This is a genomic window from Bacteroidales bacterium (assembly GCA_031275285.1).
Lineage (GTDB): Bacteria > Bacteroidota > Bacteroidia > Bacteroidales > UBA4181 > JAIRLS01.
In genome coordinates this window covers 36,604-60,543 of sequence record JAISOY010000063.1, presented here as the reverse complement: position 1 = coordinate 60,543, position 23,940 = coordinate 36,604, and the positions used below count along the sequence as shown (strand labels likewise).

Genomic DNA, 23,940 nt, shown 5'->3' with positions numbered 1-23,940 from the left:
ATAAATCAAGCCTTATACAGGTGGGATTCAGATACAGAATAATCATATTGTAGGTTCGTTTAGAATTGTGGTTTTACCTTATCATAAATATTTTTTTTATCTGTGGGCATCGGACGATTTTTCCTGATCATCCTTTTTGCTCTTTTCTGTTTGAAAATAAGCTAATTCAATTTAATGGAATCAACTTTAGATATCGCTGGAATTATTGCCGATAAGTATGACGTGCAACTTTCTACTGACGACTTGCAGCAAATAGCGTCAGTCATGGGTTACAGAGAACTGGAAAAAGGAGAATTATATTTGAAGCAAGGGGCTGTTGCCAAGGATTTTATCTATGTGAGATCCGGTATGATAAGGCAATTCTACTATAAAAAAGGGCATGACGTAACGGAACATTTTACTTGTGAAGGCAGTACACTTGCCTTTTGTATAGTGAGTTTGTTCCGGGATCAACCTACAAGCCTGATGATAGAAGCTCTGGAGCCAAGTGTTATCTACACTATACCCAACAACAGCCTGAAAACATTGTCCCTTCAATTTCCCAATATAGCCAAATTACATATCAGTATTTTAGAATCAGGGTTGATCATCTCTCAGCAGAAAGCTGATTCCTGGCGTTTTGAAACGGCAAGGGAACGATATGAAAGATTCATAAAGGAATATCCTGAAGTAGCCAAAAGGGCTTCTGTAAACCATATATCGTCTTATTTACTGATGGCTCCCGAATCATTAAGCCGGGTACGTGCCGGGGCTTTATAATATTGTTAATCGTATGTAAGCCCAAGTTTTCCTGACAATTCCATATAACTTCCAAAAATTTCATCTGCTTCTGTCAATTTTTCAGCTCCAAAAGAAGTGGTTAATGCAAAAACTTTACACCCTGCTTTCTTTGCAGAAGTAATTCCATTCGGCGAATCTTCAATGACAATGGTACTTTCTATGGAAGCCGGTAGTTTTTGTAATGCTTTGATATAAGGGGCCGGATGGGGTTTATGATGAACGGTATCCTTTTTGGTCACCAGTAAGTCGAATAAGTGGCTTATATTGAAATTTTTATCTACCAATTCGAATGTGTATGTCGATACTGAACTTACCAGTGCCGTTTTCATGCCTTTATTTTTTATTTCCTGGTAGAATAGTAAAAAATCGTCAACAAACTTCATTTCAGGTAGTAATTCAATAAATAACTCCTGTTTCTTTTGCAATAATATTTCAAAAGGACGATTTTTTTTCTCTAATTCTACGGAAACATATTTAAAGAAATCCTCATCGGTTAGTCCTATGAAATCGTCAAAAATCGAAGCAGGATAACCTATTCCGTATTCATCCAATGTAAGTTTTTTAGCTTTGGCGTGTATTGGTTCGGAATCAATAATTACACCATCTAAATCAAAAAATATAGTATTGATCATATTGTGATTGAAATTAAGCACTCTGTGCTATTTATTGTTTTCTTAAGTCGCATTGATAAAGTTGATTACGTTCAGAAAGTATAACATTAGTTGTTTTATATTACTTATATGAATCATTATCAGTCTTATTTTAGTTTAAATTATTTCTTTATCTGATTTACCCGATCTGGATTTTATGAAAAATATACTCTTTCAGGGAGTCAATAGTCTGAAACACATATCCTTTATTATATTTCTGTAGTTGATCTGATTCGGCGGATGTGGCCCATCCGGCAGATAAGCATTGTATTCCGGCCTGTTTACAGGATAATATATCAGAAACAGTATCTCCTATGTATACCAGTTCGTCCGATGATAAGTGATATTGGTTTCGACAGTTGATTAGCGCTTCTGATTTTATGTTTTTGTCAGGGGAGCCGGTCTCAATAAAATCAAAGTAGTTTTCCATTCCGAATTGTTGCAGGGTGATCCGGCAACTTCTTTCTCCTTTTCCTGTAATCAGGCCTACTATAAGATGGTGGGCTTTTAACTGGAGGATCAATTCTTTGGCTCCCTCAAACGGATCAGGACACCGGACATGCATTTTTTGATATTGGGTATAAAAATCCTCCAATGCATTTTTCCAATCTTTATCAATCACTTTTTTTATCATTCCTTCTTCGTTTAATCCGAAAGTCTGGATGATCTCTTTTTCGGATAGTTCCCTTCCGAAATATGGTGATACCGCTTCTCTAAAAGCGTCGATACATATAGGAATGGTATCTGCTATGGTTCCGTCCAGGTCAAATGCAATCAGTTGAATCATTATTTTGTCCTCCATTTAATTTACGAATTACTCTGCAAGGGTTCCCTACAGCCAGACTATTGGCAGGAATATCCTTGGTTACTACGCTTCCCGCTCCAATAACAGAGCCTTGACCAATAGTTACTCCAGGTACAATGATAACTCCTCCGCCGATCCAGCAGCCGTCTTCTATGGCGACCGGAAGAGCAAAAGTCCGGCAAAAATAGCTGGAACTTTCTTCATTCCAATCCGGTGTTAACCTGTCATTTAGTTCTATAGGGTGAGCAGCTGTGTATATCTGTACATTAGAAGCAATCAGTATATTATTTCCTATTGTTATCTTATTGCAATCCACGAAGGTACAATTCATATTCACCGATACATTGTTGCCTATGTGAATATTTCGACCATAGTCACAAATAAAAGGATTACCTATAGACACATTACTACCTACGCTACCCAGTAGTTTTTTTATTAAATCACGCCTGTCCGTTTTATCATCATAGGGCAGGGTGTTATATTGAGTCAGGAGTTTCCGGGCGTTTGCCTTAAATTCGATGAAAATGGGATGATGACAATCGTACCATTCTCCATCCATACATTTTTCTAACTCTGTTTTCATCTTATGATTGTTCACTAAATCTGGTCAAATGTAGAGCTATTTACCGGTGTGAAAAATGATGTGTATCAGAAAATAAGAAACAAAGTAAGATTTATGGGAAACACAAAAACAACTCATAAAAAAAGGCATCTCATTTCGGAGACACCTTTTTTATGGTACTTTTAAGAAAAGGCTTTTTACAAAGTTCTTCCAATCATAAAGGTTGCGGCAAGAGCTACAATAGCATATAATTCTGAGAATACAGCTAAAATAAGTGTTTTACCGAAAACGTCATAACCGGCACCAATTCCGGCGATACCATTAGCGCAAACTTGTCCCTGACGATAGGCTGTGATCAGGCAGACCAGGCCTAAAGCAAGGCCGGCTCCGAATATTGCCGCTCCCTGGAACATAGTAATATCAGCTACGAGATAGTTTTGCAGCAAGAAATAGCCCAAAAAACCATATAATCCTTGCGTTCCGGGCAATGCGCTTAATACCATGTAATTACCGAAAGCATCCGGATTCTTTTTCAGCGCTCCGACTGCAGCGTTCCCGGTAATGGACACCCCAAAAGCACTTCCGATCCCTGACAGCCCGATCATCAGGCCAATACCAATATAAGCTAAAAGAATAGGTGACATAATTATAAATTTAAATTATTATTTCTAATTGATTGTGTTATTATTATTCAGTGACTATATGTTTAAATGGTTTGTATTTTTTTCCTCCACCTTCAAATCCTGCATTCTTATAAAATTCGACGAAAGTTAGACGCATCGGATGAACGAAAGCACCCAGACCGCTCATGAAGATATTCAGAGAATGCCCTATCAAAAGGATAACAAGCATGATAATCTGACTTAATACCGGAATATCACCACTCAGGCTTAATGCCAGGTCATTGAATGCAAATCCTAATACGGCACCACAGATACCTAGTGCAAAAAGACGAATATAGGATAACAAATCGCCCAGTAATCCGGTGGCCATATTATACGTGTTCCATAAACCGGTTCCGAAATTGATAAATGGATTTCTTCCCGGAGTATTGAGCAGGAAGATAAACAATACAGCTACACCTACAACTCCATAACAGATGTATTTGGCTGTATCTGCTGAGAGTAAGGATTTTTTGGTAAGAAGGAGTAATCCCCCTCCACCCAAAAAAAGGATCAACCAGCCCCAGGTTTCCAATGAATAAGCCCAACCATAGCGGCGTACCTGACCGATGGCTTTAATAATCATACCGAAAATGATTTGTATGGCACCAAGAATTAAAGCCAGAAGGAATAATTGGTCTGAATCGAGCATGAACTTTTTGAACGAAGTAAGCCATGGCCAGTTGACATTGAGCAGTCCGATCCCAAAGAAAGTCCCGCTGATGGTTCCGCAGACCATAGTAGCCGCACCTAGCCATGTAACCAGTGATAGTATCGGTTTCATGGATGGCTTTACTTTTGGACGGGCAAATATCCCGACAAGAAACAATAAGAGCCCGTATCCGGCATCTCCAAGGCAAAGTCCGAAAAATAACATGTAAAACGGAGCAAAGAAAGCCGTAAGATCCAACTCATAATAGTTGGGAAGATCATACAGTTCTCCGATCGGTTCGAATAAACGTGCCACTTTATTATTTTTTAATAAAATAGGCACAGATTTATCGTCTTTATCCGGTTCTTTACTGGTGTAATAGGCATCCTGACTATCAAGAGCATCGATCAGACCCTGTTCTTTTACCTCAGGTACCCATCCTTCCAGAAGGATCAATTTGTCATCTGCTTTCTTTTCGGTATGCAGGTGTACCTTTGATACGTCGATACTTTCGCTTACTTGTCGTTGTGCCTCAATCAGGTCATTGAGATGTTCAACGGACAACAGGTTTAACTGTTGTTCTATACTTTCAATCTGGGTATTCGCATCAGTTAAAGCGCATCTTAAATCTCCGAGAGACAGATTTGAAAGCCTTATCTTTTCTGCATCGGGTTCTTCTTCGGATCCTGATTTGGTAATGGTGATGAAATATACGATAGAACCCACCATGGCAATTCTGACCACATCGAATTGATCATTCCATTCAGGTTTGAATTCGCGTTCCCTGCACGAATAGAAATTTATTTGTAATCCGGCCTTTTCATATTTTTTGAGTATGTCCAGATCGAAATCTCCCCATACGGACATATTTTCAATATCTTTCTGCAAACCTTGCTGCTTGTTTCTCAGTTGCTCCTGCTGGGTTTTCAATTGTTCGCATGTATTCAGGATAGTAAGGCCGTCTATCTGGGGATTGATAGGATGAGCGGTTGCTTCTTTTTGTTCATTGACCCTCCGCTTCATCATGCGGATATTGTTTTTCAGCAGATCGGCTGTTTTCAGTTGTTGGCGCAAATCAACGGCATCGTCAGGGATACCCTTTTGCTTTTCAACAATGTGTACAACACCTGCTTGCTGGATACTTTCCAGAAATTCATTATAAGTTTTATAATAAATCAGGAAACTATATTTTTTCATTTTCTCAATCATACTTCTTCATATTGATGATGATGAATGTTATTGAAAGTCAAACATTGTTTTCTATTGCAGACTGACGCGATTTCATGATCTTTTGGGATGACTTCGATAAATTTTCTTCATCTTCCATAAATCTTTTGATCTTTCGGATCGCATCTTCGTATCCGGGTATCTGGACTTTTTCAAACAGATTTACTTTTTGTGTTGTTTTTTTCCGGGCATATTCCAGCGAATCGATTTTCATTTTGCAAAATTCATATTCAATCCCTGTTTTTGCCAGTGATTGTAACAGGTGGATACCATCAAGGTACCATTTAGGCTGATTAAACAGGCTGAACGGCCTGACAGTGAAGAGTACATCTTCCAATATGGGGATACGTATTCCGGCTACTTTTCTAGCCGATAGTTGTACGTCCTGCACTGAAATGAGTGACGGATCGAACTCATTCCAGAGAGCAGCCATTTTTTCATATGAATTGATTTCCTCCTCGAGTTTTGCTTTCAATGTACGCGCTTCGTCTTTGGCCCGTTTTACTTCCATCCGTAAAGCACTTTCCTTGCTTTTAATGGTAGGCAGTGAACGCTGTCGCATCTTCAGATTCTTTTCAATGTTCTGAAGAGAGGTCTTATTATATTGGAATTTTATGGCCATCTTTTAATTGATTATTCAATATTGAAAATTGATAAATGATGCTAAGCCCATTTTCAATTTTCCATTCTCCATTTTCAATTACTTTTCCAGTATTTATCCACCAACTCCTTCTTTATATTCACTTCTTCCGGTTTAAAGTGTTTGGCAAACAACGTCCATGCTTCGTCCAGCATTTCCGTAGTATTGATATTGACATCAATAGCCAGCAGGTTATTGGAGTAATCTTTGGCAAAAGCCAATGTCCGTTCGTCGTAATTACTCAGGTCAAAACCATTTTCGAGCTTGGTTTTTGCATTGGCTGCATCCGAATATAAACGTACGGCAGCATTCATTACTTGAGGATGGTCTTCGCGTGTTTTTTTCCCGATGACCAATTGTTTCAGACGGGAAAGACTGCGGAAAGGATCGACGATGACTTTTCCAATGTCACTATCCCGGCGGAGAAATAACTGGCCTTCCGTAATATATCCGGTGTTATCCGGAACGGAGTGTGTGATATCACCGCCCGAAAGAGTCGTAACGGCAATAATAGTGATAGAACCGCCATCCGGGAACTGGACGGCCTTTTCATATATTTTTGCCAAATCAGAATAAAGTGATCCCGGCATGGAATCTTTCGAAGGGATTTGATCCATACGGTTGGAAACGATGGCCAGGGCATCAGCATAAGAACTCATATCGGTGAGCAATACCAAAACCTTTTCATTCTTATCAACAGCAAAATATTCAGCAGCAGTCAGTGCCATATCCGGAATCAGCAAACGCTCAACAGGCGGATCTTCGGTCGTATTTACAAAACTGATGATACGGTCAAGCGATCCTGCGTTACTGAAAACATTTTTAAAATACAGGTAATCATCATTGGCCAATCCCATACCGCCAAGGATGATCTTATCTGTTTCAGCACGTAAAGCAACAGTTGCCATTACTTGGTTAAAAGGTTGGTCGGGGTCTGCAAAAAAGGGAATTTTTTGTCCTGTTACTAATGTATTGTTCAGGTCGATACCGGCCATACCGGTGGCAATCAGTTCCGATGGTTGTTTCCGGCGTACCGGGTTAACGGACGGGCCGCCGATCTCACGTTCTTCACCTTCGGGTACGGCACCTCCGTCAATAGGGTCACCGAAAGCGTTAAAAAATCGTCCTGCCAGTTGAGATCCTACTTTCAATGTGGGGGATTTTCCCAAAAATACAACTTCGGCATTGGTACGGATACCCTCCGTACCCTGGAATACCTGTAATGTTACTTCATCTCCGTTGATCTTTACCACCTGGGCTAAAACGCCATCCACGGTTGCCAGCTCATCATATCCGACACCTGTTGCTTTCAACATACAGGTAGCTTTTGTTATCTGGCTGATTTGTGTGTATATTTTCTGAAATGCTTTTGCCATGTCAATCGGTATTAATTCTTTTTATGACTATGAATGGTGTGTTTTATACTGCTTTTTCGTTAACCAATGCATGTAATTCCTTTTCGAAGGCATCAAATTCATCTGATTTGAATTCGGAATAGTTCATTTGTTTGCAGACGTTGATCATTTTTTTAAAATGATCCATTACATCGGTAAATGATGAAAATTCAAAATCAGCATGACAAATGCGCATGATCAATTCGAGCATGTATTTCTGACGTTCAATAGAGGTTATCGAATCGATCTTGTCGAATGCATCCTGTTGGAGTATGACAAAATCGATTAATTCCGATTTCCAGTAAGTAATGTGGTAACTAACAGGAACACCGTCATCTCCGAGGATATTGATCTGTTCGGCGATTTCCTTTCCACGTTGCATGCGTGTTTTCAGTTCATTGACTTTTCCGATCCAGTCAGATGATATCCGTTCCCTGATATATTCCGAGAATTCGGGATATTCAAGATATTTTGAGTAACTGTCAATAGGGTTTACTGCAGGGTATCTTTTTTTATCGGCGCGGTCTTGCTCCAGTGCGTAGAAGCAACGGGCTACTTTTTGTGTGTTTTCGGTTACAGGTTCTTTCAGATTACCTCCGGCCGGAGATACCGTTCCGATAAATGTGATGGAGCCTGTTTGATCATTGTCCAGAATTACATAGCCGGCCCTTCCGTAAAAATTGGAAATGATGGCCGATAAGTCCATCGGGAAGGCGTCGGGACCCGGTAATTCTTCCAGACGGTTGGACATTTCACGCAAGGCCTGTGCCCAACGGGATGTTGAGTCCGCCATCAGTAAAACCTTCAATCCCATACTGCGGTAATATTCCCCAATAGTCATTGCTGTATATACTGATGCTTCACGGGCAGCTACAGGCATGTTAGATGTATTGGCAACAATAATGGTACGTTCCATCAATTTACGACCGGTATGAGGATCTTCGAGATGCGGGAATTCGGCGAAAATTTCCACTACTTCATTGGCACGTTCACCGCAAGCAGCCATAATCACTATATCCGCTTCGGCTTGTTTGGAAATGGCATGTTGTAACACAGTTTTTCCTGTGCCGAAAGCTCCCGGAATAAAACCTGTTCCGCCTTCAACAATAGGATTGGCGGTATCAATAACGCGGACACCTGTCTCGAGTAATTTGAACGGACGGGGTTTATCTTTATATACGGTAATAGCCTTACGGACCGGCCATTTCTGAACCATATCCAACTCGATGTCTTTTCCGGACCCGTCGGTGATCGTGGCTATTTTATCATAAATAGTATATTGCCCAGCTTCCGCTATTTTTTTGATGGTATAAGTTCCCTCCAAAACAAAAGGTACCATTATTTTATGTGGTTGCAGGTTTTCATCTACCTCCCCGATCCAGCTTCCGGCTTTAACAGTATCTCCTTTCTGGGCAAGAGGCTTAAAATCCCATACTTTCTTCTCATCCAGCGGAAAGGTGTAATCTCCTCGTTTCAGGAACGTACCTTCCATCTTATCAAGATCGTTTTGCAGACCATCATAATTTTTGGATAAAAGACCGGGTCCCAGGGTTACTTCAAGCATGTGTCCGGCAAATTCAGTTTCAGCACCGACTTTTAATCCCCGTGTACTTTCATATACCTGTACAAAGGCGTTTTTACCGATTACCTTAATTACTTCGGCCATCAGTCTATCCCCGCCTGTATGGATATAACATATTTCGTTTTGCAACACAGGTCCGTCTGCTTCAACCGTAACCAGATTGGACACAATTCCTTTCACAATTCCTTTTGTTGCCATTTTTGCTATTTTATTTATTTCGTTTGAACGAATATCAGTTTTTATTTAAAGCTTCGTTAATTTTATTCTTCATTTCGTTGGCGCCGGGAAATCCTGTCGTAAAAAAAGATTTGTTTCCGCTTCTGTCAAGAATCAGATATGAAGGAATTCCGTTGAACTGAACATCCAGCCTTTGTTTGAGATAATCGTACTGTGCACTGGTGAGGCGGTAATGCTCGCCCGACAAATCGGGAATCATGTTTTGCCAGGTTACTTCAGGTGATGACTCATTGGTAAGATACACAAAAGCTACTTTATCGGGGTCGAATGTGTCTTTTACCGGCGTAAACTGTACATTAGCGCTGCGGCAAGGGCCGCACCAGGTAGCCCAGAAGTCGATAAACACCGCTTTACCTTTTTCCTTTCCGATAACGGATTCAAAAAGTTCATCTTTTTCCTTTCCTGCAACATCATGGACACGATAGTTCTGTTTGACTCTGTTCTTTTCGTTACGTGCAATCAACTGCTCGTTTTTTTCCGACAAGTATTGCGCATAAAACGGTTCTTTCATGCTTTTCAGTTCTTCAATACCATTTTCTGACAAGGGCGTATTTTCTTCAAAAGAACTACTCAGGTACTGAACCTTCATCAAATCGTAAAAGAATCCGTCCTGGATGCCGAGCATTTTTTGCTGTTTTCTCACTTTATGCAATTTGCTGAGTTCGTTGGCTGTTTCATTGTATTTTTCGTAAAAAGCCTCTTGAACAGCCTGATCCGGCGAGGGTGGCTGTGGCAATTGCTGGTAAAATGATGTATATTCGACTTGCGTTATTTCTTCAGCCTTTTGCAATGCAGACAATATTTCATGTATCTGAAGGAAAAGATCGCCGATTTCTTCAGAAGATATTTCCTTTTGGGCGTATTTTTCGATAAAAGCTGATACCTGTTGCGAATGATCACTATTTAGATTTTTTGAACTTCCTATCTCTCTAAATAATTCGATGGCTTTAGCGGAATAAGCATTTCTCTGTTCAGCGCCCCAAAAAGCCGGAGAGGCTGCTATTATTTGTCTGGCGGTTTCTATATCTTCGTCGTCAACTACATTTTCATCCAGTAATAACGGGAAGTTTTCTGCCCAAAACGTAATTCTTTTTCTGTTTATATCAATATATTTTGTTGAATTAACCATGCTTCCATAAGTATGAAAATACAAAGAAACAGGGTCATTGAGGGGCAGATCCCTTAAATATGAATAAAAAACAGAATCTAAAACAGGGCGGACAGAGTCCGGGACAGGATCTTGGAAATCAATACCGTGTGCTTTTTTATAGGCGCCCTCAATAACACTTGCTGTCCAATAGAGTCGATCAGCAGCCGTGTATTTCAATTCCAATGAAAAGAACGCTTTTGCTTTTTGGGTCAGTTGTTTTGAACCGGCAATTTGTTCTAACCCTTCATCCCTGACCTTCAGAATATAATCTTTATACTCTGAAGCAGACATATTAGCAATAGCGGCATCCTGTTTTATGGCGTTAATGTTTTGCACAAGTTTTGGAAAATCAAACAAAAAAGTCAGATTATTGATTTCGGCGTTTGCACCTGCAAAATAAAGATATTGGGCGTTTTCGTCCTTATCATACCGTAATTTCGAATCTTTGCGGAAATATTGAGGCAGATGGAAGCAAACCTCCGACTTTTCACCCGGTGATAATAATATATAGTCGTTCAGGCGTATCTTCTCATCATTATGATACGTAACGCGAAACAATACCTGTGTGCTTACTATCATGGGAACCGGAAAAGAGAATGTGCCGTCGGCATTTACGTCTGTGTTGTATTCTTCCTGATTGTCGGTCAGTATATTGTCTACATAAACATTAACCTTGTACCCCAGATCGGGTTTATAGCCAATAAAAACGCCTGAAAATATAGCGGTATCCTGCTTCCATGCAGGAGCGACCAAAGGTTTGTTATCGTCTTTTATTTGGGCCGCACGGACAAACTCTTCCGGAACAGGCGTAATTGACCTTTTCTTTTTAGGTTTTAATTCTATGTCCCAGATAATCCATCCGTCTGATTTGAAGTTGACATATTCGGTTTTTTTATCAATAGGCGGAAATACCAGCGAAAAAGAATAGTTGCCTTTGTCATCCGAATACGTTTGTTCCCCGAATGTGAGGTTTTCCGCATACCGTGCAGGATACTTGACCGATCCGGCTTCTATATAGGTGCTTTCCTTTGCAACACGTATCCACCAATTCGGATTTGTAAAAACCTTCATCGAAAGGATGGTTGCCGTATCGGTGATGGTGATCTTTTCTACTTCAAGAAGCTCCACAGTCCTTACGCTGAAAGGCGGATTTTCGATAACGACATCTTTTGCAGATAAATATCCGCATAAGGTTAATAAGATTATGATGACTGTTTTCCGCATGTGTATTCTTTTCTTATAATTCCTGCTCTTTTACCACAGACTCTTTCAATCGGTTAATCAGTTCTCTGAATATTTTCTTACCTTCTTCATGATCCAGGTTTGCCCAGCGTTCAATGATCCCTAATTTGATGACATAGGCAAAAATACGCTCAATAGTAAAATATTCAAAAAAGGTTTCTTCGTCCAACCATGACCATTTCAACAAATCGATCTTTTTTTCCCGCTCAAATAAATCACTTTCATCAGCAATGCGTTGCAGCTCCTCCAGATTGTCGATTGTTCCTGTAAGCCCCAGGTCACGTTGATTGGAACCCCTGATGGATTGGGCTACCTCATTATCACCTACCACTTCAGTTTCCATTTGATATTTCCGGTAGGTATATGCTGTAAGGATATTATTCAGATTCAGATTGAACTCGAACCATTTGGATACGAATTTGTTCTTATTCTGCATAGCCCATTGGTAATACAATTCGGATATCCTGTTTTCCCATCTCGTACTTTCAACAGCGGTTTGCGTTTCTTTGAATTCCTCTATGAATGTTTTAAAATATGGTGGGAAATGCTTGTTTTTCGGATCCTCATCTTCACTGATCAGACGTATGCCCTCCTCAAGTTCTTCTTTAGTCAGATTTCCCCGCGTATCCAATTCAGCATCTTTATCATTCAGGTATCTTAATAGATTTTGATTGTCATACTGAGTGTACAGTAAATCAATTAATTGATTGTCTTTATCTGATAACTGAGAACGCAAATCTTCCCTAAAATCGGAAATGTTGATAGACAATTTATTGTCATCAATTTCGATTTCTGGTAATCCGGCTATTAAACAATAGTATTTCATATTTGACAAACCATTACTGAATTGACAAAATAACTTCAAATGAAGTTAATGTTTTTCAGGTTAATTATTGTTTGAACAACATCTTCACCAATTGAGGACGAAGAAACTCTTTAAAATAAGAGGCAAATTCTTCTTCTCCGAATTGGACCTTATAGCTGCCATCAGCAGGTTGTATAGAAAATGTTCCTTTTTTACCATTCACCTGCTCAATTTTTATCCCTTTATCGAGCATTTCTTTTGCCTGTTTGGCAAAATATTTCTGTAATGCTTCGGCATCGGAGGTTTGAATGATAATATTTTCCTTGGATATCCATTCCGTGGCTAAAGTAAGCATCAGCTTTTGTAACCATTCGCTATTTACGGTTTCTTTCACAGTGGAATCGATGATCGAATCGTTGATCATATTGGTGATTTCACTTTTAAGTGCTTCTACAGCACGGCCCGCATATAATTGCAATTCCGACTCTGTATTTTTCTTGAGTTCTTCAGCATTCTTTTTGGCATCAGTGATGATTTTTTCTGCATCCTGACGGGCCTTTTTTAGTATATCCTCTTTTTCTGTTTTGGCCTTTTCGATGATTTTTTCGGCCTCGGCCTGTCCTTTCTCGACACCTTCCTGATAAATTTTTTCTGTAATTTCTTGAACCTTATTTTCCATTTTTACAATATTTTGATTGCTGAAAATGATATTATTATCGTCAAATCTCTTGGTGTATATAAAGTCTGCAAGGTAAGAAAAAAATGAAAAATACCAAGCAGTATGTTTTATTTTATTACTTCCTGTATAGAAAATATATATTTATTATTAAATCAGTCATTTAAGATTGTATTTGATGTGTTAAAGCCAAGTGGTCAATCAGATATTTGCTGAGATTTTTATAGAAAGAACAAGCTATATTTTTAAAACACTAATTACTAATATTTTATATGATTAGTGTTTGTTCTGATTCATTGAAGATTTATTTATTTCAATACAAAAAAGATACCAAACGGTATGTATTTGAATAAAAATTTGTGATCTTTTATAATAAAACAAAGAAAAACCCATAGATTTGTACTCAAACAAAACTGTTTCCGAATGAATTTTTCTTTCCTGGTGGCCCGCCGTTATCTCTTGGCTAAGAAATCACATAACGCTGTTAATGTTATTTCCGCGGTATCCGTAATTGGAGTGGCTATAGGCACCATGGCCCTGGTGATCGTAATGTCGGTTTTTAATGGGTTTGAAGATTTGGCCCGTAAATTATACAGTAATTTTGATCCGGATCTGAAAATTACCGCATCGGTAGGGAAAAGTTTTGTTATCGATGCTGAAAAATTACAATTTCTGGAAGAAGATGCGGATATATTTGCCTTTTCACAGACCATAGAAGAAAATGTACTGGTACAATATGGAGAACAACAGGAAATTGCAGTAGTAAAGGGAGTTGATGACCAATATCAGGAGGTAACAGGAATTGATCAAATGATATTGGATGGGAAATACCAGCTTTGGATCAATGAAAATCCACAGGCTGTTGTTGGCGCAGGTATGGCTGCTAAACTGCATATCGGATTGCATTTTATCACGCCTATCCGTTTTTTTGCTATACGTAATACGGGTACTGTCTCAATTAATCCGGAAAAAGCTGTTAATGACAGATTGTATATATATCCTTCCGGTGTATTTTCCGTAGATGAAGAAATTGATGTCAATTATTTACTGGTGCCGCTATCATTTGCCCGTGATTTATTGGAGAATGACAGTATAGTCGGAGCTATTGAAATAAAAGTTAAACCGGGTGCGGATGTTGAAAATGTACAGAAAAGGATTGCTATGAAATTCGGTACCCAGTTTGAAGTAAAAACGGCCTATCAGCAAAAAGAATTTTATTACCGGGTTCTGAAATTTGAAAAATGGGTCGGATTCATGATCCTGGCTTTTGTTTTGTTGATCGCCTCCTTTAATGTGGTTAGTTCCCTTTCTATGCTGATGATCGAAAAGAAAAGGGATATATTCATCATTCAGGGATTAGGTGCAGATAAACAATTGATAGGGCGGATCTTTATTATCCAGGGATGGATTATCGTTCTTGCCGGAACAATGGTTGGCTTGTTACTGGGGATATTATTGTGTTATCTGCAAATGAGATTTGGATTTGTCCCTTTATCCACTTCAGGGGCGTTTATTATTGATGCATACCCTGTTGCTCTTCGTTGGCAGGATTTTGTGATGGTGTTCTTTGCTGTGATCTGTATCAGCTTGTTAACAATCTATTTTCCCGTAAAATATTTTGTGAAGAAATATATTGACTGATTTAAGCATTCAGTGCTATCTAATATTTCTTTAAGAATCATTGATTGAGTAGATTACGCTTTAAAAATGCGACATTAATTTTTGGGTATTACTTATATCTTGCTTAAAAAATTATCCAGCGCTGCTGATGAACAAAAAATACCAATTACATTATCATCAGAATCAATGACTATAATTTTTGAATAATAATTGGTGAAGAAAATCCGTTCCGATTGTGGCGTATCATCAATAGAGACATTCACGCAAATAGGATCATAGTCCAGGATGCGGTTCTCCGGTTGTAGTACAGAAGTATATGTGTTTACAGCGATACCAAAACATGATTTGGACCGGTATTTATTCAACACTTGCTGCCATCTTGAAACATCAGATAAACATCTGGGACAAATAGAATTCCAAAAGAAAAGTATCCGGTATTTTTTTTTAACGGATGATAATTCAAAAGACTGGCCTTCTTTGTCGAAAAGGTGCATAGACCTTAACCTCTCTTTCAATATGTTTTCATTTGGGATCTTAAAATTTATATTTCTGGATTTAACAGGTAACAAAGGGATAGCTTTTGATCCTAACATATAACGGTTGTGTAATAAAAAGCTATGTAACCGGTTAATACCATCAATTTTGTGCCTTAAGCTAAAATCAATCAGAAAATCGGACATATAAAAGAAAGTCTCATAATTACCTGAGGCTTTTTCAAGCATTCTGTATGCAACAGGAATCAGGGAATCGGTTTTTTGGGTAATAAATTGGGTAAAGTAAAACTGTATGGTTTCATGATACAAAGGAGTGTGTAGTAATCTGATATCGGATAAATCCATATTATCGAAAAAATGTTTTTTCTGATATCGATAGGCCGGATTGACCGGCAAATAGGTGCTATCGCTTGATACTGCAATTTCTCCGTGAATAGGTGATATTGCTTTAAGATACGTTGCCAGAAATGTTTCAGGATATTGTTCTATAAATTGTTGCCGGAGTGTTTTTTTCTGTTGATCGGAAATACCAGGTGAATGAATTGTAGCAAAAGCCATCGATTCAGCATTTCCAGTAATTATTTCTTCTCCGGTATCAGGATTCAATGTAATTTTTAATTCCTGTTTTTCCCCTACTAAAAAATCATAGCTTAATTTGCCCGGAACCACCATGGTGTAAATCCCAGGGTGTAGCTCCTGGTCATCCATGAATAAAACCTTTCCATGTGTATCTGACAGGGCGGAATCAACAATAAAGATCTGTTCACCATAATATCCGGCCATAAATACAGGAGTGTTATCCAGGGTCTGGATCCACAATTCGAACTGATATGCCCGAAGCAGATACGGATTTATTAAAAAACATAATAAAATGAATAATACTTTATTAAAGGATGATCGTTGTTTTAATGAGATCATAAACAGAAAGACTTTAAGCACTCAGTGCTATTTATTGTTTTCTTAAATCGCATTGATCAAATTGATTACGATTATAAAATATGTCATTATTTTATAATCGTATTACTTAATAGGTTACTTTTCATCTTTTTCTTCCATGTATTGTTTGTATTTTTTCATTATTTCCCGATTGATCTCTCCCTGTGATGCATAAAGGAGGTATTCTTTGGTGAAAAAACAATATGACATGAATGCTATCAGTTCGTCATCCTTTAACCCGGTTAGCTGGCCAACAATATCTCCGTTGAATTTTTCAGCAATGATTATATGTTCGGCTGTTTTGTTGATAATACTCTGGTAACGTCGCTGGTTTTTTCCTTCTTTGCTCCATAGGTTATAGAAATAAGTAATAGGACTTATGGTAAAAGGAACATTGATACCTCCTTGTCCTGGTAAGGGTGGTGTATATACTTCAAATTTGTTGATCGGATCGATCTCAAGAAGACTGGGTTTTTTCAGCTCAAGCCCCATAACATCTTGTTTAAAACGGTCGTAAGTCGAAAAAAGCCCGATATCAACTACATTTATATCGTAAATTTTTGGCTTTAGGCGAACAATCCGGTTATTGGTGTACATAGAGTCAGTTGCAACAATGACTAGTTTTTCATAACCGATGGCTGTAAATTGAATACTATCTTTTAGATTGGCAGTAATCGTAAAGCTTCCGAATTCATTACTGATGGTCCCCATATGCTGGGTTTTGTTTATGATATGGCAATCTTTGATAGCTATTCCGGTGCTGTCATCTATTACCCTTGATATGAACTTATATTTGTAATCACGCTGTGCTTTTACAGATGAAGTATATGTGATCAAGAAAAAGGTAAAGAATAGAACAATACGAAAAATGTATGTGGTAATTATATACATCAGGATAATCTGTTTTTGTAATCGTCGTATTCAAAACGTTTCAGTAAGGTAAATCCTTTCCGGTTATTCCAGGTGCCTATTGAAGGGTGTGGAACTCCATTGAACATGGTGGTTTTTACCATCGTGTAATGAATCATATCTTCAAATATAACTCGTTTACCGATATAAGGTTCTTCTTCGAAAGACCAGTCTCCCATAAAATCACCGGCCAGGCAACTGTTTCCGCCGATCCTCCATACCGGTTTTCCGGATTGTGGATCAGAGGCTCCCCGGATTCTTGGCTTGTAGGGCATTTCAAGACAGTCAGGCATATGTGCGGTAAACGAAACATTCAGAATGGCTGTATTGATACCATCATTTCTGATAATGTCTTCAACTGTAGCGACCAGTATGCCTGTTTCCCAGACAAATGCAGCACCTGGTTCCATGATCAGCCGGATATGCGGATATTTCTTTCGAAAGGTTTGTAATGTATTGATCAAAAGATCCATGTTATATCCTTTCCGTGTCATGAGGTGTCCGCCTCCGATATTCAACCATTTGATTTTTGGAAAAAAATGGCCGAATTTTAATTCTGTATTTTTGATCAGGTCATTGGTCGCTTCTGCCGGGGATTCACACAAAGCATGTACATGAAGTCCTTCTATATTTTCCGGTAAAGCAACACCCAGTTGTTTTATTGTAAGACCCAACCGGGAACCGGGAGAGCAGGGGTTATATAATGCAGTATCTACCTTGGATATTTCCGGATTAACACGTAATCCCATTGAAATAGGACGTTCATATTGCATTACGCGTTTATGGAAACGATCATATTGGGTCAATGAATTGAATGTAATGTGGTTACTATATTGTAATATCTGATCAAAATCAGAGTCGGTATATGCCGGAGAATATGTGTGGGCTAAAGTGTTCATTTCTTCAAACGCCAGCCGGGCTTCATGTATTGAGCTGGCTGATATGCCTTTAACATATGGAGATATTAAAGGGAATACTCCCCACATGGCAAATCCCTTAAGGGCAAGGATAATATCAACATCTGCTCCTTGCCTGACATTCCGGATAAATGCCAGATTGTTCATCAATAAGCTTTCATCAATGACATAACAGGGGGAAGGTATCTGAGAAAAATCCACTTTAAGTTCTATTAATAGGTTTTACTATTTCAACGGGAGAATAACAAAAATAGTATTAAAGATATCAGCTCTCAGGCTGTTATCTCTTATTTATTTAGGATAACTTATGTAACCGATGGTGAATCAGCTGTTTCCTCCTTCGGTCGTTTTCTTTTCCAGCGACGGTGGCTCCATAGCCAGTATTGTGGGGTTCTTCGTATCGTCTGTTCGAGCAATTCCACGTGTTTGTCTGTGATTTCTTTATCAGCAGTTTCAGCAGCATTTTCTGTAATCAGGGTGGTATCTACCACATAATAACCTCTTTTTACCCGCCGTATCTCGTAATATAATACAGCTGTATTGTAACGCCGTGATAACTTTTCAACTCCCAAAAAAATGGAAGATTCCTGATTTAGAAAAGTAGTCCAGTAATGACTCTGGCTACTTTGAGGGGCCTGGTCTGCCAGGAAACACAAAGCGGTCAACCGGTTTTCAGTTTGGTATTTATTGATAGCGCGTATAACCATATTGGAAGGAATGGCATCTGTACCATATTTTGTACGCAGATCATAGTATAATTTATCAAAATGTTTGTTATGAAGAGGCTGATACAGGGTTGAATGATGATAAGGAATGGTATGTTCGAGTGTTGCCAGCCATTCCCAGTTTCCATAATGTCCAGGAACAAAAAAGATTTGTTTTCCTTTTTTGCTTAGATCTTCAAACATTTGAGGATTACTGTAGCGAATGCGTCGATGAATTTGTTCAGTGCTGATATGTAGCACTTTGATAGTCTCTATAAACATGTCGCACAAGAACCGGTAAAATTGGTGTGCTATTTTTTTTCGTTCCTTTTCTGTTTTTTCAGGAAAAGAATTTCTCAGGTTCTCAAAAATTACGGAACGGCGATAACGAATAACATAACATACAATCAGGTACAGGAAATCGGATATCACATAAAGGACCCTAAGGGGTAAAAAAGAGATAAGCCAGATAAATCCATAAAATATATAGTATCCAAGTGATGACATTGTATAACCGAATAAATTGTTGTAGCAAATATAAGGCTTTAATCTTTATATTGAAAGATGATTACTGAATAATATTGTATGATCAGAATGAATAGAAAAGAGTTGCCTGGAAAGTAAATCCCTGAGGTGTATATGTTTGATTGGCGAAGACACTGCCCGTTTGGCGTTGATTATTAAGGATATTCTGTGCTGAAATGCGCAGGTCGAAACCTTTAAGGATTCCTTCATAGGTGAGTGCAGCATCTAAGAATATCTGATTATCTACATAAAAGAAGTTAAATCTTTCATCAGCGTCGTTATAATGAAAATAATTAGTCGTAGGCTGTCTGGTGAAAAAGTTTAACCGGGGTGAAAAATATAATTTTTCAAAGAAACGAAAATCGGCACCTAAATTAGCACTGAATTTAGGAACTGCGATCATCTCACCTTTATCATTTACTACAGTGGATGTCGGTATTACAGACCCGTCCTGGTCAACCGGTGAACTGGCCTTTTGTGTAAAGTCAGTATTGCTGTATGTGGCATTGGCCCAGACGGAAATATTAGGTGTGAAATTTGTTTTCCAGGTGGCTTCGAAACCGAAACCTGAAAAATTACCGATATTCATGAATGGTTCAAACCAGGATATGAAATCTTTTAAATGTTGGTAGTATCCTACTACCGAAATCCTGGTATTTTTGAAAAAGAATATATTTTCTGACTCAATGGTGTTTAATTTTTCCGGTTTTGTTACCATACGATCTCTTCTGCTGGGCACGTTCTGGTCCCATACGCATAAATGGCTGGCACGTGCCGAAGGATATCTGGTGGCCTTATTATACATCAATTTGGTGGTGAAACGTTCTGTCGGCGAATAAATAAGAGCCACCCGGGGACTAAGGGAAAAATTATTGTCTTTTAAGATGGAATAATAATCACCCCGTAATGCCGCTACTAACTTTAGTTGATCCGAGATCTGGTATTTTTCGGAAATATAGCCGCCAATACTATAAAGATCACTGTCTTTGATTAACGGATATAACCGGGTAGTATCCGGAGATATCCACAGATGAACCTGATTATTCCTTTCCTGATAATACCCTACCTGAATACCGGCCTGTAAATAATTCCGTTCAGTAGTATGATTGATACCGACTTCCATTTTGTATGCGTTTTCCATCATACTAAGATTATTCGGCTGAATGGTCTGTTTATTGTCAAAACTCGCAGAAAGTAAAAAGCCAAGCTTATCGTTTATTTTACTTTCGTTTTTTACAACAACTGAATTGATATAGTCCTGGTTTTTTAGTTTTTCACGATCATCAAGGCTGATACTTCCGGCCCATCCGATACGTGATGTGGAATAATTGAATGATGATATGCCAATCTGCCAGTTTTCATATTGTCCTAAAGCAGTAATGAAAAAACTCGGATACATGCGTTGGGGCATTGTACTTTTGTCTCTTGACAGCAGATCATAGGTGGAGCCGTTTTCAACAGCTCCTACTTTGTAGGCATTCCATCCTTCTCGTTGTGTGCCTGTGAAAGAAAAGGTAATGCTTTTATCGGTATCCCATACCTTTCCGAAAATAGCATTTAAGGTATATTCTTCAGGAGCCCCCACTGTAACACTGATCTCGTTATTGTATGCTTTCCGGGTGATCATATTCACAATTGCCACCAGGCTTTCTGCACCGTATAGGACTGATCCCGGGCCGACAATTATTTCAATACGTTCGAGGTTACTTAAATTAATGGAGCTATTTAATAAATCAGGTTCAGACATTTGGTTGATCCGGTGTCCGTTGAGCATAAAACTGATTTTCTCATTGTCATTGGGAGCAATACCACGAACCTGGGCAACATATTGCACGTCTTTCATAAAAACACCAAAACCAGGAATATTGACCAGGACTTCTCTCAATGTCCTGTATCCCCTGTATTTAATTTCTTCCTGGGTAATGACATGCATGACATTAGGAGCCTCTTCTCTTGACTCTTCGACCCTGGATGATGTACTTACCATTTCGTATAATTCATCCACAGATACACCAACGATCTCTGATAATTTTATGATGTCTTCAAGTGGTAGTTTATATAGCTCCTCGATCGTCAAATTCAATACATCACTTCTGCTCATTTCAGTTACAGGCTTGTTTTGAGCAAACCCGATGGTGGAAATGCAACAGGTGAAGAAAAAGAATATGATGATATATTTGACCATTTTCAATAAATTAAACTATCTAGGGACACTTGTATCATCCACTGATTCTAATTCAGGTATTTTTCGTATGGTGCCCGAACTATCATATACAATTCCCAAATCAAGCAATGTTTTGCTTAATTTTAGACCTTTATTCTGGACCTGCTTGGGATTCACTTCAAATTGAAGCTTTCCGCCTGTTTGAGATATATTAATATCAGCGCCTTGCATGATCATTCCCCTTTTTTCCGTAACAATGAGGGTAGGTTTTCCGGAAAGATGTTTCCGTGCGGCTTCAAGTAGATTGCTCTGTTGTGCCGGAATATATAAAATATTACATTTCCCTATTCCGGATATATTACTTGCTTCCGATATTTGAATGATTTGATTTCCGACTTTCTTTCCTTTTACATTGTGCTGTAACTCAGAAATCATACTGGATTTCCCCAAAACAGTAATGGTAAAATTACCTTGTTGATAATTTACCGGCCATTCTACATTAACGGAAAACTTATAGATGAATAGCGATTTAAATCGTTCATTTTGAGAATATACCGTAATGCTAAAACACAAGAATAGACCTAAAAAAAATAATCTCATGGGGTTTCCATACTGTATTTTGTTACGCAAAATTAACATTTTAACATTCGATAACAAAATATTTTATCAATAAGCATGAACATTTTTACGGATTTTCATCTTTTATGATGAATTTATAGCCTACACCCTTCAACGTTTTAATGTATTTGTCACCGATTTTTTCACGGAGTTTCCTTATGTGAACATCAATAGTCCTGTCTCCTACAATAATGTCATCACCCCATACGTGATTAAAAATTTCTTCACGTCCGAATACTTTTTCCGGCTTGGACATTAATAAAGCCAATAATTCAAATTCTTTTTTGGGTAGAGTTAGTTCTTTCCCGTTTTTGATGACAATAAAACGTTCCTTGTCAATGAAAATTCCTTTATTTTTTACCAGGTTTTCATCTTCGGTTACATGATATCGCTTCAGTAATGCTTTAATACGTGTTTGAAGTACCTTCGGTTTAATAGGTTTGTTGATATAATCATCTGCTCCGGCCTCAAAACCGGCAATTTGTGAATAATCTTCGGATCTTGCTGTAAGGAATGCTACGATGCTATCGTCCAGCTGGGCATATGTTCTTAATTCCTCACATGTTTCTATACCGTCTTTGTCGGGCATCATTACATCCAACAATATCAGGTGTGGTATCTCTTTCAGTGCTATTTGTATCGCTTCATTACCATTAATAGCCGTAAATACTTCATAACCTTCTTTTCTTAAATTGTAACTTAAAAATTCAAGGATATCCGTTTCGTCGTCTGCCAATAATATTTTATATTTTTTTTGTGTCATGATGAATGATGATAAGTATGATTTACAGGAATACTAATGTTGCACCGTAACCATATTCTTTAAAAGAAGCATCCTGATAACGGAGTTTCGGATATTTTTGTTCCAATGTTTTTCGGATTTCAAGGCGTAGACGACCGTTACCAACACCATGTATAAAAACAATCCGTTTCTGACGGTTTCGGATAGCGCCTTCAAGGGCTATATCAAAACGGCCCATCTGTATGTCGAGTATTTCTCCCGGGGACAAATGCTGGTAATTATCAGATAATTGTTCTATATGCAGATCTATTTCCTGGATCTCTTTTTGGGGATCATTTTTTATATTTGGGGACTTTTGGGGTAGGTCTATCTCCTTTTTTTGTTTTTCTAACTGTGCCTGGTGTTTACTGGCTGTATTTTCTATTTCATGCAAAAGGTATTCCTCTGAAATGTTATATACTATCGCTTTTTCATCCAGGTACCCATTGGCAGAATAATGGGTTTTATCAATGAAATAGAATTCGTCAATGCTTAGCTTATAATGCATTGGATCCTGAGGCATGTAATTTCCCTTCTTGAAAAAGAGAATATCAAAATGTATACTTTTGATATTCTTTAAGTCTGTTCCGAATATTTCAGCCAGGTGAATGGTGGTATTGTTTTCAAGCATCCCTGCCTGTAACCCTTTATAAACACCACCGGTAATCATGGCTGTTACATACATGATATGATAACCGCAGTCATTGATGAGATATAAGTCGTAAATATCGTTATTTTCCTTATTTTTGTTCACGGTGCAGGCCAGCAGTATATTGATCGTCGTATCAATATTTGAATCACCGGAATCCATTGAGATGTCGATATACTCCAGGGGAGAAGGATCCTGGCTTACAGGTTCTTTTGATGGTTCTGCGACCTCTTGTATGTCGGGATCAAAAAGGTCGTACGCTTTTTCCTGGGTTTCTTTTTTCAATAACTGGGAAATCTGTACGGGGATCTCAAAACCGTCCTCATTTCTCACATGAACTATCTTACCATCGATCCGTGTGACAACACCCCCTCCGATATCATTTAAAAATTTGACCTTATCTCCTTTTTTTAGTTCCATTTTCTGTATGTTTTTGCGATGTAAAATTACTCAGAATGTTAATGATACAAACTATTAATGGTAATTATTTTTGTAATGATCTTATTCACAATGTGTTGTTTTTTATTATTGATGAAAAATGCTCATATTTACCAAAGGA

Annotated in this window: 21 protein-coding genes; 2 read left to right on the top strand and 19 right to left on the bottom strand. The window is 38.3% G+C overall.

What is annotated here, in order from left to right; genetic code table 11:
• Positions 1 to 174 precede the first annotated feature (174 nt).
• Positions 175 to 759, top strand: a complete 585-nt coding sequence (locus LBQ60_06095) for a Crp/Fnr family transcriptional regulator (GenBank protein ID MDR2037477.1) — start codon at positions 175 to 177, stop codon at positions 757 to 759.
• A 5-nt stretch (positions 760 to 764) separates the two neighbouring features.
• Here the strand turns inward: LBQ60_06095 and LBQ60_06090 are convergent, their stop codons facing one another.
• The 11 genes from LBQ60_06090 to LBQ60_06040 all read right to left on the bottom strand — a co-directional run bounded on the left by LBQ60_06090 (position 765) and on the right by LBQ60_06040 (position 13,067).
• Positions 765 to 1,412: an HAD family phosphatase gene (locus LBQ60_06090; protein ID MDR2037476.1), complete on the bottom strand. Its 648-nt coding sequence runs from the start codon at positions 1,410 to 1,412 to the stop codon at positions 765 to 767.
• A 157-nt stretch (positions 1,413 to 1,569) separates the two neighbouring features.
• Entirely contained in the window at positions 1,570 to 2,217 is a 648-nt protein-coding gene (locus LBQ60_06085; protein MDR2037475.1) for an HAD family hydrolase, read from the bottom strand.
• A complete protein-coding gene (locus LBQ60_06080) occupies positions 2,195 to 2,818 on the bottom strand; it encodes a sugar O-acetyltransferase (GenBank protein ID MDR2037474.1) in 624 nt (207 codons plus the stop codon). Before LBQ60_06080 ends, LBQ60_06085 begins: the two co-directional genes overlap by 23 nt.
• 176 nt (positions 2,819 to 2,994) lie before the next feature.
• A complete protein-coding gene (locus LBQ60_06075; protein ID MDR2037473.1) occupies positions 2,995 to 3,444 on the bottom strand; it encodes a V-type ATP synthase subunit K in 450 nt (149 codons plus the stop codon).
• A 40-nt stretch (positions 3,445 to 3,484) separates the two neighbouring features.
• Positions 3,485 to 5,308, bottom strand: a complete 1,824-nt coding sequence (locus LBQ60_06070) for an ATPase (GenBank protein ID MDR2037472.1) — start codon at positions 5,306 to 5,308, stop codon at positions 3,485 to 3,487.
• 49 nt (positions 5,309 to 5,357) lie between these two features.
• Entirely contained in the window at positions 5,358 to 5,960 is a 603-nt protein-coding gene (locus LBQ60_06065) for a V-type ATP synthase subunit D (protein ID MDR2037471.1), read from the bottom strand.
• A 74-nt stretch (positions 5,961 to 6,034) separates the two neighbouring features.
• The gene (locus LBQ60_06060; GenBank protein MDR2037470.1) at positions 6,035 to 7,354 is read right to left on the bottom strand and encodes a V-type ATP synthase subunit B; all 1,320 of its coding nucleotides are present in this window, start codon (positions 7,352 to 7,354) and stop codon (positions 6,035 to 6,037) included.
• 43 nt (positions 7,355 to 7,397) lie between these two features.
• Positions 7,398 to 9,152 carry a V-type ATP synthase subunit A gene (locus LBQ60_06055; protein MDR2037469.1) on the bottom strand — a complete coding sequence of 585 codons (1,755 nt, stop codon included), beginning with the start codon at positions 9,150 to 9,152 and terminating at the stop codon, positions 7,398 to 7,400.
• A 34-nt stretch (positions 9,153 to 9,186) separates the two neighbouring features.
• Complete coding sequence (locus tag LBQ60_06050) at positions 9,187 to 11,565, bottom strand: TlpA family protein disulfide reductase (GenBank protein MDR2037468.1); 2,379 nt, start codon at positions 11,563 to 11,565, stop codon at positions 9,187 to 9,189.
• Positions 11,566 to 11,578: 13 nt separating this feature from the next.
• Positions 11,579 to 12,409: a DUF2764 domain-containing protein gene (locus LBQ60_06045; protein MDR2037467.1), complete on the bottom strand. Its 831-nt coding sequence runs from the start codon at positions 12,407 to 12,409 to the stop codon at positions 11,579 to 11,581.
• Between the two features lie 64 nt (positions 12,410 to 12,473).
• Positions 12,474 to 13,067, bottom strand: a complete 594-nt coding sequence (locus tag LBQ60_06040) for a hypothetical protein (GenBank protein ID MDR2037466.1) — start codon at positions 13,065 to 13,067, stop codon at positions 12,474 to 12,476.
• 420 nt (positions 13,068 to 13,487) lie between these two features.
• Between LBQ60_06040 and LBQ60_06035 the strand changes: the two genes are divergently transcribed.
• Entirely contained in the window at positions 13,488 to 14,705 is a 1,218-nt protein-coding gene (locus LBQ60_06035) for an ABC transporter permease (protein ID MDR2037465.1), read from the top strand.
• A gap of 92 nt (positions 14,706 to 14,797) precedes the next feature.
• Here the strand turns inward: LBQ60_06035 and LBQ60_06030 are convergent, their stop codons facing one another.
• The 8 genes from LBQ60_06030 to LBQ60_05995 all read right to left on the bottom strand — a co-directional run bounded on the left by LBQ60_06030 (position 14,798) and on the right by LBQ60_05995 (position 23,801).
• The gene (locus LBQ60_06030; protein MDR2037464.1) at positions 14,798 to 16,096 is read right to left on the bottom strand and encodes a DUF5106 domain-containing protein; all 1,299 of its coding nucleotides are present in this window, start codon (positions 16,094 to 16,096) and stop codon (positions 14,798 to 14,800) included.
• 114 nt (positions 16,097 to 16,210) lie between these two features.
• Positions 16,211 to 17,005, bottom strand: coding sequence for a hypothetical protein (locus LBQ60_06025; protein MDR2037463.1), 795 nt, complete (start codon positions 17,003 to 17,005; stop codon positions 16,211 to 16,213).
• Positions 17,005 to 18,141 carry a carboxynorspermidine decarboxylase gene (gene nspC / locus LBQ60_06020; protein ID MDR2037462.1) on the bottom strand — a complete coding sequence of 379 codons (1,137 nt, stop codon included), beginning with the start codon at positions 18,139 to 18,141 and terminating at the stop codon, positions 17,005 to 17,007. Before nspC ends, LBQ60_06025 begins: the two co-directional genes overlap by 1 nt.
• A 104-nt stretch (positions 18,142 to 18,245) precedes the next feature.
• On the bottom strand, positions 18,246 to 19,151 hold the full coding sequence (locus tag LBQ60_06015; protein ID MDR2037461.1) for a lysophospholipid acyltransferase family protein: 906 nt from the start codon (positions 19,149 to 19,151) through the stop codon (positions 18,246 to 18,248).
• Between the two features lie 82 nt (positions 19,152 to 19,233).
• Positions 19,234 to 21,354: a TonB-dependent receptor plug domain-containing protein gene (locus LBQ60_06010; GenBank protein ID MDR2037460.1), complete on the bottom strand. Its 2,121-nt coding sequence runs from the start codon at positions 21,352 to 21,354 to the stop codon at positions 19,234 to 19,236.
• A 15-nt stretch (positions 21,355 to 21,369) separates the two neighbouring features.
• Positions 21,370 to 21,933, bottom strand: a complete 564-nt coding sequence (locus LBQ60_06005; protein ID MDR2037459.1) for a YfiR family protein — start codon at positions 21,931 to 21,933, stop codon at positions 21,370 to 21,372.
• A gap of 85 nt (positions 21,934 to 22,018) precedes the next feature.
• On the bottom strand, positions 22,019 to 22,714 hold the full coding sequence (locus tag LBQ60_06000; protein ID MDR2037458.1) for a response regulator transcription factor: 696 nt from the start codon (positions 22,712 to 22,714) through the stop codon (positions 22,019 to 22,021).
• A gap of 22 nt (positions 22,715 to 22,736) precedes the next feature.
• Positions 22,737 to 23,801 (bottom strand): DUF2027 domain-containing protein, encoded by a 1,065-nt coding sequence (locus LBQ60_05995; GenBank protein MDR2037457.1) that lies wholly within the window; start codon positions 23,799 to 23,801, stop codon positions 22,737 to 22,739.
• Positions 23,802 to 23,940 lie beyond the last annotated feature (139 nt).

Bases quoted from the DNA above. Each gene is read 5' to 3' on its own strand.
- LBQ60_06085 (MDR2037475.1), bottom strand. From the start codon at position 2,217: ATGATTCAACTGATTGCATTTGACCTGGACGGAACCATAGCAGATACC.
- LBQ60_06015 (MDR2037461.1), bottom strand. From the start codon at position 19,151: ATGTCATCACTTGGATACTATATATTTTATGGATTTATCTGGCTTATC.
- LBQ60_06000 (MDR2037458.1), bottom strand. From the start codon at position 22,714: ATGACACAAAAAAAATATAAAATATTATTGGCAGACGACGAAACGGAT.
- LBQ60_06030 (MDR2037464.1), bottom strand. From the start codon at position 16,096: ATGATCTCATTAAAACAACGATCATCCTTTAATAAAGTATTATTCATT.
- LBQ60_06060 (MDR2037470.1), bottom strand. From the start codon at position 7,354: ATGGCAAAAGCATTTCAGAAAATATACACACAAATCAGCCAGATAACA.
- LBQ60_06025 (MDR2037463.1), bottom strand. From the start codon at position 17,005: ATGTATATAATTACCACATACATTTTTCGTATTGTTCTATTCTTTACC.
- LBQ60_06070 (MDR2037472.1), bottom strand. From the start codon at position 5,308: ATGAAAAAATATAGTTTCCTGATTTATTATAAAACTTATAATGAATTT.
- LBQ60_05995 (MDR2037457.1), bottom strand. From the start codon at position 23,801: ATGGAACTAAAAAAAGGAGATAAGGTCAAATTTTTAAATGATATCGGA.
- LBQ60_06045 (MDR2037467.1), bottom strand. From the start codon at position 12,409: ATGAAATACTATTGTTTAATAGCCGGATTACCAGAAATCGAAATTGAT.
- LBQ60_06065 (MDR2037471.1), bottom strand. From the start codon at position 5,960: ATGGCCATAAAATTCCAATATAATAAGACCTCTCTTCAGAACATTGAA.
- LBQ60_06055 (MDR2037469.1), bottom strand. From the start codon at position 9,152: ATGGCAACAAAAGGAATTGTGAAAGGAATTGTGTCCAATCTGGTTACG.
- LBQ60_06090 (MDR2037476.1), bottom strand. From the start codon at position 1,412: ATGATCAATACTATATTTTTTGATTTAGATGGTGTAATTATTGATTCC.
- LBQ60_06095 (MDR2037477.1), top strand. From the start codon at position 175: ATGGAATCAACTTTAGATATCGCTGGAATTATTGCCGATAAGTATGAC.
- LBQ60_06035 (MDR2037465.1), top strand. From the start codon at position 13,488: ATGAATTTTTCTTTCCTGGTGGCCCGCCGTTATCTCTTGGCTAAGAAA.
- LBQ60_06050 (MDR2037468.1), bottom strand. From the start codon at position 11,565: ATGCGGAAAACAGTCATCATAATCTTATTAACCTTATGCGGATATTTA.
- LBQ60_06010 (MDR2037460.1), bottom strand. From the start codon at position 21,354: ATGGTCAAATATATCATCATATTCTTTTTCTTCACCTGTTGCATTTCC.
- LBQ60_06005 (MDR2037459.1), bottom strand. From the start codon at position 21,933: ATGAGATTATTTTTTTTAGGTCTATTCTTGTGTTTTAGCATTACGGTA.
- LBQ60_06040 (MDR2037466.1), bottom strand. From the start codon at position 13,067: ATGGAAAATAAGGTTCAAGAAATTACAGAAAAAATTTATCAGGAAGGT.
- LBQ60_06080 (MDR2037474.1), bottom strand. From the start codon at position 2,818: ATGAAAACAGAGTTAGAAAAATGTATGGATGGAGAATGGTACGATTGT.